The following is a 14876-nucleotide window of genomic DNA, read 5'->3' as shown; positions in this document are numbered from 1 at the left end:
CGCCTCCGACTTCGTCCGCGCCACCGCACCGCCGTACGACAACCGTTTCACGGTCCTATGTGGTGACTACGATGTCGTGGGAGCGTTCCCGGCGCCTCCCGCCCCGCATCCCTCGGAGGAGACATGGTGAGACCGCGCAGGCTATTGGCCGCGCTCGGCACGCTGGCCGCCGTACTGGCCGTGACCGCGTGCACCGGCACCCCCACCCCGGCCCCCAGCCCGACCGGCCTGAACTCCGGGGCCGACTGCGGTCTGCCCGACGGTGTCCGGCAGACCCGCTTCGGCTCCGACATCGGCGCCGACCTGGGCGGGATCATCCTGGGCACCGGCCGGACCGGGGTGGTGCTGGCACACCAGAACGGGGGCGACGTCTGCCAGTGGCTCGACTACGGCATGGTGCTGGTGCAGCGCGGCTACCGGGTGCTGCTCTTCGACTTCGGCAGCTTCGGCGTTTCGTTCGGCGGATCCTCCACCAACGCCCAGCAGGTGGCGGCGGCCGCCATGGTGCTGCGCGCCGACGGGGCGACCTCGATCGTGCTGATGGGCGCTTCCATGGGCGGCACCGCGGTGCTGATCGCCGCACCGACCGTCACACCCGCGCCGACGGCGGTGGTGGCACTGTCCGCGCCGACCGTGTTCAGCGGGAACGCGCTGGACGCCGCCCCGAAGCTGACCATGCCGGTGTTCTACGGCGCGGGCGACGGCGAGGGCAGCTTCACCCGCATGGCCAAGGAGCTGTACGACCTCACCCCAGCCACCACGAAGAAGCTGGTGTACGGCCCCGGCACCTTCCACGGGGTCGAGCTGCTCGGCAGCGGCACCAGCCCGCTCACCCTGGCCCTGGCCGACTTCCTCGCCGCCAACGCCCCCGCCCTGCCACCCTCCCCCACAGCCTGAGCAGCGAGGAAGGGCACCTCTCACCGCGACACGCGGTGGCAGGTGCCCTTCCTACGTCCGCTGAACGTGGCTCAGGCGAGCATGCCGCGCAGCACCATGTCGACGATCTGCGCCGGCAGCGCGTCGCCGTCCAGCGCCGGGTTCCAGCGCAGCATGCGGTGCATCAGCACCGGGCTGATCAGCGCGGTGACCGCGATCTCGATGTCGAGGTCGGCGCGCAGTTCCCCGCTGGCGACCCCGCGCCGCAGCACCTGGCGCATCACCTCACGCCGGGGCTCGGCCATCTCCTGCCAGATCCGCCAGGCCGCCTCGCTGCGGGCCACTTCCGGCCACAGGCACGGCATGATCTTCACCGTGCGCTCGTCCTTGTGCCCCACCACCGCCAGCAGCTGGATCAGGTCCTCACGCAGCGACTCCCCGCGCGGCTGCGGCGGCGTGCCCTTGAGCTTGACCAAGGTCTCCAGCAGCAGCTCGTCCTTGCCGGGCCAGCGCCGGTAGATGGTGGCCTTGCCGACTCCGGCCCGCGCGGCGATCGCCTCCATGCTCAGCGCCTCGACGCTGACGCCCTCGGCGAGCAGGTCGAGCACCGCCTCGATGATCGCGTCGTGCGCACGGGAGCTGCGCGGACGCCCCTGCGTCCGCGCAGCCGCCGTTGCCGTGGTGTCGGCAAGCTCAGTCATGGTGACCGAACCTTACCCGACCTGAGCGAGCTCGGCGTCGCGATGCGACCGGTCGTCGACCGGGTGGCCCTGACCGGGAACCGCCGGGGCGGCTTCGGCCCGACCGGGCATCCAGCGCAGCACCACCGCCGCCGCCACCAGGGCCACCAGCGCCGAGCCGATCGAGGCCCAGTGCATGGCGTGCACGAACGCGTCGTCGGCGGCGACGGTCAGCGACTTGCCCGCCGCACCGAGGCGCTCGGCGACGCCGTACGCGCCGGAGATGGATTCGCCGGCGACGTCGCGCACCGCCGGCGGCAGCGCCGTGGTGGCACCCTCGACCCGGTCCCGGTAGATGCCCGCGACGATCGAGCCCAGCACCGCGATGCCCAGCGCCGAGGCCACCTGGCGCACCGTGTTGGACACGGCCGAGCCGACGCCCGCCTTCTCGCGGGGCAGGCTGGCCATGATGGTGTTGGTGGCCGGGGGCATCACGTTGGCCATGCTGGTGCCCAGCAGGAAGAAGCTCACCGCCACGATCCAGACGGGCGTGTCGACCTGCAGCGTGCTGAGCAGGCCGAAGGTCGCCGCGGCCAGCAGCAGGCCCGTCGCCGCGGTGGCGCGCACACCGAACCGCTTGACCACGGTGCTGCTCAGCGGCGAGAACACCAGCTGACCCACCGCGAACGGCACCAGCAGCGCGCCGGTCTGCATCGGCGAGTAGCCCCGCACCAGCTGCAGGTAGAAGCTGATGAAGAACAGGCCGCCCATGGCCGCGAAGAAGATCAGACCGACGGCCGTGACCGAGGCGGAGAAGCGGGCGTTGCGGAACAGCCGCACATCCAGCGAGGGGTGCGTGGTGCGCGCCTCCCACCAGATGAACGCCGCGAGCACGACCACGCCCAGCGCGATCGACCCCAGGACGCTCGCCCGGCCGAAGCCGTGCTCGCCGCCGTCGACGATGCCGTACACCAGGGCGACCAGGCCCAGCACCGACAGCAGCACGCCGGGGGTGTCGATGCGGCCCGGCCGGGGGTCACGCGACTCGGGCACCAGGACCGCGACCGCGATCAGGCCGAGCGCGATGATCGGCACGTTGATCAGGAAGACCGAGCCCCACCAGTAGTGCTCCAGCAGGAAGCCGCCCAGCAGCGGGCCGATCGCCACGGCCAGGCCGACCGCGCCGGCCCAGATGCCGATGGCCTTGGGCCGCTCGCGGGGCTCGAACACGTTCGCGATGATCGACAGGGTCACCGGCATGATGGCCGCGCCGCCGACGCCCATCAGGGCACGGGCCGCGATCAGCTGGCCGGGATCCTGGCTGTACGCCGACAGCAGCGACGACGCCGCGAACGCCAGCAGGCCCAGCATCAGGAAGCGCTTGCGCCCCCAGCGGTCACCCAGCACCCCGAAGCTGAACAGCAGACCGGCGAAGACGAGGGTGTATGAGTTGATCGCCCACTCGAGCTGGCTCTGGGTCGCGCCCAGGCCGTGGACGGGGTCGGCGAGCGTCCGCATCGCCACGTTGAGCACGGTGTTGTCGAGCACGACCACGAGCAGGCTCACCACGAGCACGGCCAGGATGGCCCAGCGTCTCGGGTTTGCGGTCTGCGGCGCAGATTCCACGTTCATCCCCCAGGGTTTCGATACGGGCACGTCTCGTATCGTATGGGGAACGCTACGCCACCCCTCACCGATACGAAACGGTGCCGTATCGAAAGTGACCCAGCACACTCCCCCATCGCTCGAACGGGTGACACCTACCCCGGTCTCGGCCTGGCCGCACCGCCCCGACCAGCACCGTCCTATCGACACGGCGATGGTGTCGGATTCGTCAGGTTCGGCCTGATTCGCGTGCCACCATCGGGTGGCGGGACAGCGTCGTGCGGACGAGCACCGCTGCCCGCCCTGCGCGGAGGGAGTTGTTGATGGCCAACGCATTCGGCGTCCCGACCTGGGTCGATCTGAGCACGACCGATCTGAAGGCGGCGACCGAGTTCTATACCGATCTGTTCGGCTGGGAGGCGGAGGTGTCCCCGGAACCTGAGGCCGGCGGATACACCACCTTCCGCCTCGACGGCAGCGCCGTCGCGGGCGCGGGCCCGATCGAGGGCGGCGAGGGACAGCCCTCGCTGTGGACCACGTACGTCGAGGTGCACGACGCCGAGCAGACGGCGCAGCAGGTCGCCGAGGCGGGCGGCAATGTGCTGCTGGAGCCGTTCGACGTGCACGGGCACGGCAAGATGGCGGTCTTCCTGGACCAGGCGGGCGCGATGTTCGCCGTGTGGCAGCCCGGCACCAGTGGCGGTGGCCAGGTCTTCCGCGTGCCCGGCACGCTGGCCTGGAACGAGCTGACCACCCGCGACGTCGACGGGTCGAAGGAGTTCTACGGCGGCGTGTTCGGCTGGGACGCCCACGACCTGCCGTTCGGGTCGGTGACCTATACCGAATGGCAGGTGGCGGGGCGCTCGATCGCGGGCATGATGCCGATGGAGGGCGATGAGTGGCCGGCCGATCTGCCGCCGCACTGGATGGTGTATTTCCACGTCGCCGACACCGACGCCGCCGCGCAGCGCGTCCGCGAGCTGGGCGGCACCGTGTGCGTACCGCCGACCGACATCCCGCCGGGCCGCTTCGCCGTCTGCGAGGACCCGCAGGGGGGCGTGTTCGCGGTGATTCGGGTGGTGGCGGAGCGGTTGGCGGGCTGAGCGCGGTCGCGGGCGGGCTTGCCGCTGCGCGCGGCAGACGTTGGGAAGGGCCCTTCTACACTGACGTGCGATAAGAAGGTGCCCTTCCTTACCTCCGCGCGCGGGGCGTGCGGGCTGTGCTCACCCGGCGAGGATGGAGTCGATCTCGGCGGCCAGGCGCAGGTCGAGGTCCGTCACGCCACCGGCGGCATGGGTGGCGCAGTGGAACATCAGCGTCCGGTAGCGGATGTCGATGTCGGGATGGTGGTTCATCCGCTCGGCGAGCTCACCCACGCGCGCCACGGCGTCCAGCGCCGCGGCGAAACTCGGCAGGTTGACGGTCCGGCAGATCTCGTGCACGTCCCCGGTCCACCCCTGCAGGCCGGTCAGCCCGCGCTCCAGCTCCCCCGGGTTCAACAGTTCGACCATAGGAACCATGATGTCCGAGATTCGGCGCCGCACACGCTGATCGGGGGCACTTCGCCCACATTGTGGCGAGAAGTGCCCCCGATCGGAGAAGCCGGTCAGTCCTCGATCTTCTCCATGACCTCGTCGGAGATGTCGAAGTTGGCCCACACGTTCTGCACGTCGTCGCAGTCGTCGAGCACGTCGATCAGCTTGAGCACCTTGCGGGCGCCCTCCTCCTCCAGCGGCACCTGCATGCTGGGGACGAAGGTGGACTCGGCCGACTCGTAGTCGATGCCCGCGGTCTGCAGCGCGGTGCGTACGCCGACCAGGTCGGTGGCCTCGCTGATGACCTCGAACGACTCGCCCAGGTCGTTGCACTCCTCGGCGCCGGCGTCGAGCACCGCGCCCAGCACGTCGTCCTCGGACAGGCCGTTCTTCGGGACGATGACCTGGCCCTTGCGCGAGAACATGTAGGCCACCGAGCCCGCGTCGGCGAGGCTGCCGCCGTTGCGGGTCAGCGCCACGCGCACCTCGGTCGCGGCCCGGTTGCGGTTGTCGGTCAGGCACTCGATCAGGATCGCCACGCCGTTGGGGCCGTAGCCCTCGTACATGATGGTCTGCCAGTCGGCGCCGCCGGCTTCCAGACCCGAACCGCGCTTGACCGCCCGGTCGATGTTGTCGTTCGGGACCGAACTCTTCTTGGCCTTCTGGATCGCGTCGTAGAGGGTCGGGTTACCCGTCGGGTCCCCGCCGCCGGTGCGCGCCGCCACCTCGATGTTCTTGATGAGGCGGGCGAACAGCTTGCCCCGCTTGGCGTCGATTGCCGCCTTCTTGTGCTTGGTAGTCGCCCACTTTGAGTGGCCGGACATACGATCCTCCGTCAGCGCGAGATGAAGCGTCCCCTGGCGGTCAGGAGACCCGGGCACGCACCATGTCCACGAACAGGCGGTGCACCCGCAGGTCCCCGGTCAGCTCCGGGTGAAACGAGGTCGCCAGCAGGTTGCCCTGCCGGACCGCGACCATCCTACCGGTGGCCGGTCCGGACTCCACCCGGCCCAGCACCTCCACGTCCGGACCGACCGACTCGACCCACGGCGCCCGGATGAAGATCGCGTGGACCGGGTCGCCGTCCAGGCCGTCGATCACCACCGGCGCCTCGAACGAGTCGACCTGGCGGCCGAACGCGTTGCGACGCACCGTCATGCCGATGCCGCCGAAGGTCTTCTGGTCGGGGCGGCCGTCCAGCACCTCGTCGGCGAGCATGATCATGCCGGCGCACGAGCCGTACGCCGGCATGCCCTGGGCCAGGCGCTCGCGGATCGGCTCGTACACGTCGAACGCGACCGCCAGCTTGCTCATGGTGGTGGACTCCCCACCCGGGATGACCAGCGCGTCGATGCCCGCGATCTCCTCGGGCCGACGCACCGGGCGCCCAATCACGTCGCACTCGGCCAGCGCGGCCAGGTGCTCGCGCACGTCGCCCTGCAGCGCCAGCACGCCGATGACGAGATCAGACACAGGTCCTCCTAGAAGATCATCCACTGTATTTCGAGTCTATGCCGCGACCGGCTGCGCCTCCGGCTCGGCCTGCGCCGACGTGGCCCGCATCGCCCAGCCCGGTTCGGTCGAGGCGGGCGCCGCGGCGACAGGCACCGCGGCCGGGACGGCGACAGTCACCCGCGACGCGGCGAGCAGCGCCTGGTCCAGGTCGGCCCACAGGTCCTCGGGGTCCTCCAGGCCGACCGACATACGCAGCAGACTCGGTGTGATGCCGCCGGTGGCCTTGCCCGCCTCGTCGACCAGGCGGTGGGTCAGCAGCGCCGGGTGCTCGATCAGGGTGTCGACCGAGCCCAGGCTCACCGCCGGGGTGATCAGCTTCAGGTGCGAGACGACGGCGGCGGCGTCACCGGCGGTCTCGAACGCGATCATCGCGCCGGGGCCGCGCATCTGGCGACCGACCAGCCCGCGCGGGTCGTTGCCGGGCAGGCCCGGGTAGTGCACCTTGGCCACGCCGCGGTGCACGGCCAGCCGGACCGCGAGCATCGCCGCGCTGGCCTGGGCGGCACGGACCCGCAGCGGCAGCGTGGACAGGCCGCGGTGCAGCAGGTAGCCGCCGAGCGGGTGCAGCACCGCGCCGGTGAGGATGCGGACCTGGCGCAGCGCCGCGGCGCGCTCCTGCGAGCAGGCCACCACGCCGCCGAGCACGTCGCCGTGCCCGCCGAGGTACTTGGTGCCCGAGTGCACCACGTACGCTGCGCCCAGCTTGGCCGGGTTCTGCAGCACGGGCGTGGCGAAGGTGTTGTCGACCAGCAGCGGGACCTCGCCCGCCTGGATCGCGACGGTGGCGATGTCGACCAGGCTCAGCGTCGGGTTGCCCGGCGTCTCCACGATCACCAGGCCGGTGTCGGGTCGCAGCGCGGTGCCGACCTCGTCCTGGTCGACCCAGGTCACGGTCAGGCCGAGCAGGCCGGTGGCGAGCAGGTGGTCGGTGCCGCCGTAGAGCGGGCGTACCGCCACCACGTGGCGCTTGCCGGACAGCACGCACGCCGCCTGCAGCACCGCGGTGATCGCGGCCATGCCGGAGGAGAACGACACCGCGGTCTCGGTGCCCTCCAGATCGGCCAGGGCCTGCTCGAAGCGCGCCGTGGTCGGGTTGTAGAGGCGCTGGTAGACCGGGGTGGCGGCGGTGGCCGCGCCCTCGGCGAAGGCGCCCAGCGCCGCGCCCGCGGCGACCTGGTCGTGCATCGGGTACGTGGTGGAGAAGTCCAGCGGCAGCGCGTGGACGCCGAGCTCGGCAAGGTCGGCGCGGCCCGCGTGCACGGCACGGGTGTCGGCGGCGTACGTCATGGCGCAGATCATGGGCAGTTCTTCGGCACAGCTCAACAAGGTCTGAATATCATTCGGCGCATGGCCGAGAACCCCGCACTCGATACGATCGACCTGGCGATTGTTCGCGAGTTGCAGAACGATGCGCGGATCTCGAACAAGGACCTGGCCGCGAAGGTGAACGTGGCCGCCTCGACCTGTCTGGAGCGGGTGCGCTCGCTGCAGCGGCGCGGAGTGCTGGTCGGGTTCCACGCCGAGGCGGACCCGGCGGCGCTGGGGCGGCCGCTGCAGGCCTACATCGCGGTGCGCGTCCGCCCGCACAACCGCGACGTCGTCGAACCGTTCATCCGGTTCGCGCTCGACCTGCCCGAGACCCTCGCCCTGTCGCACATCGCCGGGCCGGACGACTTCCTGGTGCACGTGGCCGTTCGCGACGCCGCCCACCTGCAGCGCCTGATCCTCGACGGCTTCACCTCCCGCCGCGAGGTGGCCCACCTGCAGACCCAACTCATCTTCGACCACGTCAAGAAGTGGGACATCACCGGCCAGTAAGCCCAAGACCAGCGTCAAAGTTGCCGGGCAGTCGGGCGAATCATGGGTCCGATCACCCCCGATTGCCCGGCAACTTGCGCGACCTTGACCGACGGCGACAGACGACAGCGGCCGCCGTCCCGGGAGGGGGACGGCGGCCGCTGCGTGCACGGGTCAGTTCACCAGCCGCGCTCGGCGAGGCGGTGGGGCTGCGGGATCTCGTCGACGTTGATGCCGACCATGGCCTCGCCCAGGCCGCGCGAGACCTTGGCGAGCACGTCCGGGTCGTCGTAGAAGGTGGTGGCCTTCACGATCGCCTCGGCGCGCTGGGCCGGGTTGCCGGACTTGAAGATGCCCGAGCCGACGAAGACGCCCTCGGCGCCGAGCTGCATCATCATGGCGGCGTCGGCCGGGGTGGCGATGCCGCCCGCGGTGAACAGCACCACCGGCAGCTTGCCGGTCTCGGCGACCTCCTTGACCAGCTCGTACGGGGCCTGCAGCTCCTTGGCCGCAACGTAGAGCTCGTCCTCGGGCAGCGTGGTCAGCCGCTTGATCTCGGCGCGGATCTTGCGCATGTGGGTGGTGGCGTTGGAGACGTCACCGGTGCCGGCCTCGCCCTTCGAGCGGATCATGGCCGCACCCTCGGTGATGCGCCGCAGCGCCTCGCCCAGGTTGGTGGCCCCACACACGAACGGCACGGTGAACTGCCACTTGTCGATGTGGTTGGCGTAGTCGGCCGGGGTCAGCACCTCGGACTCGTCGACGTAGTCCACGCCGAGGGCCTGCAGCACCTGCGCCTCGACGAAGTGGCCGATGCGGGCCTTGGCCATCACCGGGATCGACACGGCGGCGATGATGCCGTCGATCATGTCGGGGTCGCTCATCCGGGAGACGCCACCCTGGGCGCGGATGTCGGCGGGCACGCGCTCCAGCGCCATGACGGCGACGGCGCCCGCGTCCTCGGCGATCTTCGCCTGCTCCGGCGTGACGACGTCCATGATCACGCCGCCCTTGAGCATCTCGGCCATGCCGCGCTTGACGCGGGCGGTGCCGGTGACCGGTACGTTCGAAGACTCGGTTGCAGACATGGTGTCGCGGCTCTCCTCGCGGACGGAAGGTATCTACCGGGCTTGTCGGACAAAGCCCTGCACTGTCCATGGTACGTGCGCCCACGCGGGCCACCCGACAGCCAATCGAACCCCCGTGGCCCGCGACGTGACAGCCGTCACAACACCCGGTTACTCAGTCGGGTCGTCAATGTCGAAGTACGAGGGGCGGGGGTGTTTGCGGTTGAGGCGCAGCAGGCGCACCAGGGGGCGGCCGCGCACCGCCAACGCGCCGCGTACCAGGTCGGTGTGCATCTGCCGAGCCAGCGCGACCCGGCGGCCCGCCGCCACCACCGCGGCACCATCCGGGGACTCCGGGTCCAGCGCCTGCTTGCGCAGCACCCGGGTCAGGTCGTTCTCGGCCGCCTCGCGGTCGTCGTCGCGGGCGTCCAGCGCGGCACGGGCGGCGGCGTACAGGTCGGCGGCCTCGGGGTCACCGGGGGCGGCCTCGGCCAGCACCGCCGCCGCGGCGGCGCGGCGCACCAGTTGGGAGTCCAGGGCCCGCCCGGCCGAGGCGGCGCGGGCGTGCAGCCGGTCGACCCGCCCGGCGACCCACGTGACGTAGGACGCACCCACGACCACGAAGGCCACCACGCCGATCACCCAACCCATGCCGGGCATCGTAGTGGGGACTCGTGACGCGGTGATGTCCCCGGCTACCACCCGGCGGGCGGCTCGGCTCCCCGCACCGTCTCACCGCACGCCTCGATGGCCGAGTTGTACACCTCCAGCACGCGCTCGGCGACCACCGGCCAGTCATACGCGGAGATCACCCTGGTCGCGTGGTCGACCAGCGCCTGGCGGCGCGGCTCGTCGTCCAGCAGCGCGCAGATGGTCTCGGCCAGCGCGGCCGAGTCGCCGTTGGGGAACAGCGCTCCAGCCCTGCCGCCGTCGAGCACCCGCCGGAACGCGTCCAGGTCGGTGGCCACGACCGGGGCGCCCGCCGCCATCGCCTCGGTGAGGATCATGCCGAACGACTCGCCGCCGGTGTTCGGCGCGATGTACAGGTCGACGCTGCGCAGCATCCGCGCCTTGTCCTGCTCCGACACCTTGCCCAGGAACGTGGTGCGCTGCTTGATCACGTCCGGCAGGTCCAGATCGGCCAGGTCGCCGGGCCCGGCCAGCAGCAGCCGCAGCCCGGGGCGCCGGGGCATCAGCTCCTCGAGGGCCTTGGCCAGCACGCCGAAGCCCTTGCGCGACTCGGTGAACCGGCCCAGGAAACCGACGGTGCCGCCATGTCCCGGCCCGCACTCCCCCGGCCAGCCGTCCAGCGGCGTCGCCCCGGCGAACTGGGCCACCGCCACGCCGTTGGGGATCTCCACGGCGCCGCCGTCGAGGTGCTCGACCTGTACGCGGCGGGCCAGCTCGCTGACCGCGATCCGGCCGGTGATGCGCTCCAACACCACCTGCAGCACGCCCTGCACCGCGGCCAGGGCCCGGGAGCGGGTGATCGCGGTGTGGAAGGTGGCCACCACCGGCCCCCGCGCCGACATCACCGCCAGCAGCGACAGGCTCGGCGCCAGCGGCTCGTGCACGTGCAGCACGTCGAAGTCGCCCTGGTGCAGCCAGCGGCGCACCCGGGCGGCCGACAGCGGGCCGAAGTTCAGCCGGGCCACCGAGCCGTTGTACGGCACTGGCACCGCCCGCCCGGCGGCCACCACGTACGGCGGCAGGGGCTGGTCGTCGTCGGCCGGGGCGAGCACGCTCACCTCGTGGCCCATGGAGATCAGCGTCTCGGCGAGGTCCCGGACGTGGAACTGCACGCCGCCCGGCACGTCGAGCGAGTACGGGCAGACGATTCCGATCCGCACGTCACTCCTTGGGGTCGGCGGCGCCCGGCTCGGACAGCCACAGCTTCTGCAGCATGTGCCAGTCTGCCGGGTTGGCCGCGATGCCGCGCGCCAGGCCGTCGGCGACCTGCTGCGTCAGCAGGCGCACGCGCGTGTCGAGGGGGGCGCCGGGATCGGGCAGAGGCAGCGGTCCGACTACCCGGCCGCAGGGAGCGTCGGGTTCGTACCACATGTCGACGAGGAACAGCGGGGCGCCGGTGCGCAGCGCCAGCAGTGCCGGACCGGCGGGCATCCGGGTGCGGCCGCCGAAGAACTCCACCTCGACCCCGCGCGCGGACAGGTCCCGGTCGGCCAGCAGCGGCACGATGTGCGCCTGGCCCAGGCGCTCGGCGAGCAGGTCGACCGGCGAGCCGTTGCCGCCGGTGGTCGGGATGATGCTCATGCCCAGGCCCTCGCGGAACTCCAGGAACCGCTGGTAGAGCCCTTCGGGGCGCAGCCGCTCGGCCACGGTGGTCAGCGGCAGCCCGTGCGCGGTGACCATGGCCCCGGCCGCGTCCCAGTTGCCCGCGTGCGGCAGCGCGACGATGGCGCCGGTCCCGGCCTGGTGCGCGGCGACGAGCTTGTCGAAGTCGTGCAGCCGGAACCCGTCGCGCAGTTGGGCGGGGCTCTGCGAGGGCAGGCGGAAGGCTTCCAGCCAGTAGCGGGCGTACGAGCGCATCGCGGCGCGCACCAGCTCCGGCGGCGCCGGGCGGCCCAGCACGATGCTGAGGTTGCGCTCCAGCCGCTGCACGCTCGGTCCGCGCTTGCCCGCGGCCCGGTCCGCCCCGGCCCGGAACAGAGCCGACGCGGCGCGGTGCGGCATCGCCCGCACCAGCCGCCAACCGCCGGCGTAGCTCAGGTCGACCAGACGGTCCCTCACGCGGCGTCACCGCCGGTGGTATGCGCCTGCTCCAACTTGTACACGTGCCACATCCGCTGCCAGATGGTGAAGATCGAGCCCGCCGCGAGCAGCCACAGCGACGCGGGCAGGCCCCAGCTCAGCCCGGCGACCGAGGTCAGCAGCGCGCCGACACCGATGATGATCAGCCGCTCGGCGCGCTCGACCAGGCCGACGTGACACGCCATGCCCAGCCCCTCGGCCCGTGCCTTGACGTAGGACACGACCTGCCCGGCGACCAGGCAGATCAGCGCGGCGAGCAGGGTCGGCCGGTCGTCGATGGTCGCGAACCACCAGATCAGGCCGGCGAAGATCGCTCCGTCGGCGATCCGGTCCATGGTCGAGTCGAGCAGCGCGCCGTACCGGCTGGCGGTGCCGCGCTGGCGGGCCATCGACCCGTCCATGACGTCGGTCAGCGCGCACACGGTGATCGCGATGGTGGCGGCCAGGAAGTGGCCGTGCGCGACGAACGTGAACGAGCCGGCCAGCACACCCGCGGTGCCCAGCACCGTGACCGCGTTCGGGCTGACGCCCATGCGCAGCAGGGCCCGGCTGAGGGGGTCGAGCAGCCTGGCGGTGCCCGCCTTGCCGACCACGCTGAAGATCTTCGCCATGATGGCGCTAACGATAGCGGTGGCGTCCACCCGCGCCGACAGCGGCGACACGGGCATGCCAGGGTTGTGTCCGAACGCCCGAAGGGTGTGGGATCGGAAACAATGCAGTAACCAACACGTGGACAGGAGGCGGCGGCATGGCGCGCGGTGACAAGGAGAAGGTCTCGCAGGCTCCGGCGCAGGTCGCGCAGCAGCCGCGGGAGGTGCGCAACGTCGTGCTGGTCGGGCACGCGGGCAGCGGCAAGACCACGCTGGTGGAGGCGCTGCTGGCGGCGACCGGCACGATCAGCCGGGCGGGCAGTGTCACCGAGGGCACGACCGTGAGCGACAACGACCCGGCCGCGGTCAAGCAGCAGCGCTCGGTCGCGCTGGCGTGCGCTCCGCTCAGCCACGACGGCGTGAAGATCAACCTGCTGGACACGCCCGGCTACGCCGACTTCGTCGGCGAGCTGCGCGCGGGCCTGCGCGCCGCCGACGCCGCCCTGTTCGTGGTGTGCGCCGCCGACGGCATGGACGCCGCCACCGCCGCGCTGTGGGACGAGTGCGCCGCCGTGGGCATGCCCCGCGCCGTGGCGATCAGCCGCCTGGACCATCCGCGCGCCGACTTCGACGAGGCGCTGGCGCTGTGCCAGCGGGTCTTCGGCGAGGAGATCCAGCCGCTGTACCTGCCCATGCACGGCGACGACGGCCAGTCGGTGGAGGGCCTGATCGGCCTGGTCACCCAGCGGGTGTATGACTACTCCGGCGGTTACCCGCCCCAGGTGCGCGAACCCGACGCCGAGCACCTGCCCGCGATCGAGGAGTCCCGCGGCGAGCTGCTCGAAGGCATCATCGCCGAGAGCGAGGACGAGACCCTAATGGACCGATACCTCGCGGGCGAGGACATCGACCAGCAGGTGATCGTCGACGACCTGGAGAAGGCGGTCGCCCGGGGCCACTTCCACCCGGTGGTGCCGGTCTGCGCCGCCACCGGCGTCGGCCTGGACGCCCTGCTGGAGCTGCTGACCCGGGCCTTCCCGACCCCGCTGGAGCACCCGCTGCCCGCCGTCACCGGTGTCGACGGCGCACCCCGCGACGAGTTGGAGTGCGACCCGAACGGGCCGCTGGTGGCCGAGGTCGTCAAGACCACCGTCGACCCGTACGTGGGCCGGGTCAGCCTGGTCCGGGTCTTCTCCGGCACGCTGCGCCCCGACACCCCGGTCCACATCAGCGGCCACGGGCTGGCCGAGCGCGGCCACCCCGACCACGACGCCGACGAGCGGATCACCCACCTGTACTCCCCACTCGGCGCCAACCTGCGCGAGGTCCCGCTGTGCGTGGCCGGTGACATCTGCGCGATCACCAAGTCCAACGCCGCCGAGACCGGCGACACCATCTCCGGCAAGGACAAGCCGCTGCTGGTGGCGCCGTGGCGGATGCCCGAGCCGCTGCTGCCGGTCGCGGTGGTGCCCAAGACCCGCTCCGACGAGGACGCGCTGGCCAAGAACCTGGCCAAGCTGGTCGCGGGGGACCCGACGCTGCGGCTGGAGCGCAACCCGGAGACCCACCAGCTGGTGCTGTGGTGCATGGGCGAGGCCCACGCCGATGTGGTGCTCGACCGGCTGCGCACCGGCGGTGTCGAGCTGAGCACCGAACCGGCGAAGGTGGCGCTGCGCGAGGCGTTCACCGCCGCGGCCAGCGGCAACGGCCGGCACGTGAAGCAGTCCGGTGGGCACGGGCAGTACGCGGTGTGCGCGATCGAACTGGAGCCGCTGCCGCGCGGCACCGGGATCGAGTTCGTCGACAAGATCGTGGGCGGGGCGATCCCGCACAACTACATCCCCAGCGTCGAGAAGGGCGTACGCGCCCAGGCCGAGCGGGGCATCGTCGCCGGATATCCGGTAGTCGACTTCCGGGTGACGCTCGTCGACGGCAAGGCCCACAGCGTCGACTCCTCCGACGCGGCGTTCCAGACGGCGGGCAGCATGGCGCTCAAGGACGCGGCGGAGAAGGCACAGATCGCGCTGCTGGAGCCGGTCGACGAGGTGGTGATCACGGTGCCGGACACGGCGGTCGGCGCGGTGATGAGCGACCTGTCCGGGCGCCGCGGCCGGGTGCTGGGGTCGGAGTCGGACCCGTCGGGCGGCGAGCGCACCCAGATCCGGGCCGAGGTGCCCGCGCTGGAGCTGCAGCGATACCTGGTGGATCTGCGGTCGATGACGGCCGGGGCGGGCATGTTCACCCGGGAGTTCGCCCGGTACGAGCCCATGCCCAGCCACCTGGCCGACCAGGCCCGCAAGGAACACACCACCCGCTGACCCTTCCCATCCTCTCCCACACCTCGTTTTACATTGACGCTGGCCTATCCAGAAGACGACTCGACGATTTCCGTCTTCCGGATAGGCCAGCGTCAATGCCAAGTGCGCCACCGCACCCGTACTT

At 71.6% G+C, this 14876-nt stretch carries 15 protein-coding genes; 4 read left to right on the top strand and 11 right to left on the bottom strand.

The window, feature by feature from the left end:
* Positions 1-126: 126 nt before the first annotated feature.
* Positions 127-897, top strand: a complete 771-nt coding sequence (locus tag KUA19_RS09410) for an alpha/beta fold hydrolase (protein WP_217395743.1) — start codon at positions 127-129, stop codon at positions 895-897.
* A 71-nt stretch (positions 898-968) separates the two neighbouring features.
* Here KUA19_RS09410 and KUA19_RS09405 read toward each other — a convergent pair whose 3' ends face one another.
* Both KUA19_RS09405 and KUA19_RS09400 read right to left on the bottom strand, forming a co-directional pair.
* Entirely contained in the window at positions 969-1577 is a 609-nt protein-coding gene (locus KUA19_RS09405; RefSeq protein ID WP_217395742.1) for a TetR/AcrR family transcriptional regulator, read from the bottom strand.
* 12 nt (positions 1578-1589) lie between these two features.
* Complete coding sequence (locus KUA19_RS09400) at positions 1590-3188, bottom strand: MFS transporter (protein WP_217395866.1); 1599 nt, start codon at positions 3186-3188, stop codon at positions 1590-1592.
* 296 nt (positions 3189-3484) lie between these two features.
* Here KUA19_RS09400 and KUA19_RS09395 point away from each other — a divergent pair, with 296 nt between their 5' ends.
* Positions 3485-4264 (top strand): VOC family protein, encoded by a 780-nt coding sequence (locus KUA19_RS09395; RefSeq protein WP_217395741.1) that lies wholly within the window; start codon positions 3485-3487, stop codon positions 4262-4264.
* A gap of 120 nt (positions 4265-4384) precedes the next feature.
* On the opposite strand, the gene KUA19_RS09390 is transcribed toward KUA19_RS09395, so the two are convergent.
* The 4 genes from KUA19_RS09390 to KUA19_RS09375 all read right to left on the bottom strand — a co-directional run bounded on the left by KUA19_RS09390 (position 4385) and on the right by KUA19_RS09375 (position 7498).
* Positions 4385-4672, bottom strand: a complete 288-nt coding sequence (locus tag KUA19_RS09390; protein WP_217395740.1) for a 4a-hydroxytetrahydrobiopterin dehydratase — start codon at positions 4670-4672, stop codon at positions 4385-4387.
* Between the two features lie 95 nt (positions 4673-4767).
* Positions 4768-5520, bottom strand: coding sequence for a YebC/PmpR family DNA-binding transcriptional regulator (locus KUA19_RS09385; RefSeq protein ID WP_217395739.1), 753 nt, complete (start codon positions 5518-5520; stop codon positions 4768-4770).
* Between the two features lie 40 nt (positions 5521-5560).
* Positions 5561-6169, bottom strand: a complete 609-nt coding sequence (gene pdxT, locus KUA19_RS09380; protein WP_217395738.1) for a pyridoxal 5'-phosphate synthase glutaminase subunit PdxT — start codon at positions 6167-6169, stop codon at positions 5561-5563.
* 36 nt (positions 6170-6205) lie between these two features.
* Positions 6206-7498, bottom strand: coding sequence for a trans-sulfuration enzyme family protein (locus KUA19_RS09375; RefSeq protein ID WP_308167396.1), 1293 nt, complete (start codon positions 7496-7498; stop codon positions 6206-6208).
* Between the two features lie 60 nt (positions 7499-7558).
* Between KUA19_RS09375 and KUA19_RS09370 the strand changes: the two genes are divergently transcribed.
* Positions 7559-8029 (top strand): Lrp/AsnC family transcriptional regulator, encoded by a 471-nt coding sequence (locus tag KUA19_RS09370; protein WP_217395736.1) that lies wholly within the window; start codon positions 7559-7561, stop codon positions 8027-8029.
* Between the two features lie 158 nt (positions 8030-8187).
* On the opposite strand, the gene pdxS is transcribed toward KUA19_RS09370, so the two are convergent.
* The 5 genes from pdxS to pgsA form a co-directional block, all read right to left on the bottom strand.
* Entirely contained in the window at positions 8188-9096 is a 909-nt protein-coding gene (gene pdxS, locus KUA19_RS09365) for a pyridoxal 5'-phosphate synthase lyase subunit PdxS (protein WP_212831205.1), read from the bottom strand.
* Positions 9097-9246: 150 nt separating this feature from the next.
* Positions 9247-9726, bottom strand: a complete 480-nt coding sequence (locus tag KUA19_RS09360; RefSeq protein WP_217395735.1) for a hypothetical protein — start codon at positions 9724-9726, stop codon at positions 9247-9249.
* Between the two features lie 44 nt (positions 9727-9770).
* Entirely contained in the window at positions 9771-10925 is a 1155-nt protein-coding gene (locus KUA19_RS09355) for a glycosyltransferase family 4 protein (RefSeq protein ID WP_217395734.1), read from the bottom strand.
* A gap of 1 nt (position 10926) precedes the next feature.
* Complete coding sequence (locus KUA19_RS09350; RefSeq protein ID WP_217395733.1) at positions 10927-11823, bottom strand: phosphatidylinositol mannoside acyltransferase; 897 nt, start codon at positions 11821-11823, stop codon at positions 10927-10929.
* Positions 11820-12455: a phosphatidylinositol phosphate synthase gene (pgsA, locus tag KUA19_RS09345; protein ID WP_217395732.1), complete on the bottom strand. Its 636-nt coding sequence runs from the start codon at positions 12453-12455 to the stop codon at positions 11820-11822. The genes KUA19_RS09350 and pgsA overlap by 4 nt, the downstream gene beginning before the upstream one ends.
* Before the next feature lie 137 nt (positions 12456-12592).
* On the opposite strand from pgsA, the gene KUA19_RS09340 reads away from it, so the two are divergent.
* Positions 12593-14752 carry an elongation factor G-like protein EF-G2 gene (locus tag KUA19_RS09340; protein WP_217395731.1) on the top strand — a complete coding sequence of 720 codons (2160 nt, stop codon included), beginning with the start codon at positions 12593-12595 and terminating at the stop codon, positions 14750-14752.
* Positions 14753-14876: the final 124 nt, after the last annotated feature.

The organism is Catellatospora tritici (assembly GCF_019083965.1).
Lineage (GTDB): Bacteria > Actinomycetota > Actinomycetes > Mycobacteriales > Micromonosporaceae > Catellatospora > Catellatospora tritici.
This window is presented reverse-complemented; position numbering and strand designations above follow the sequence as displayed.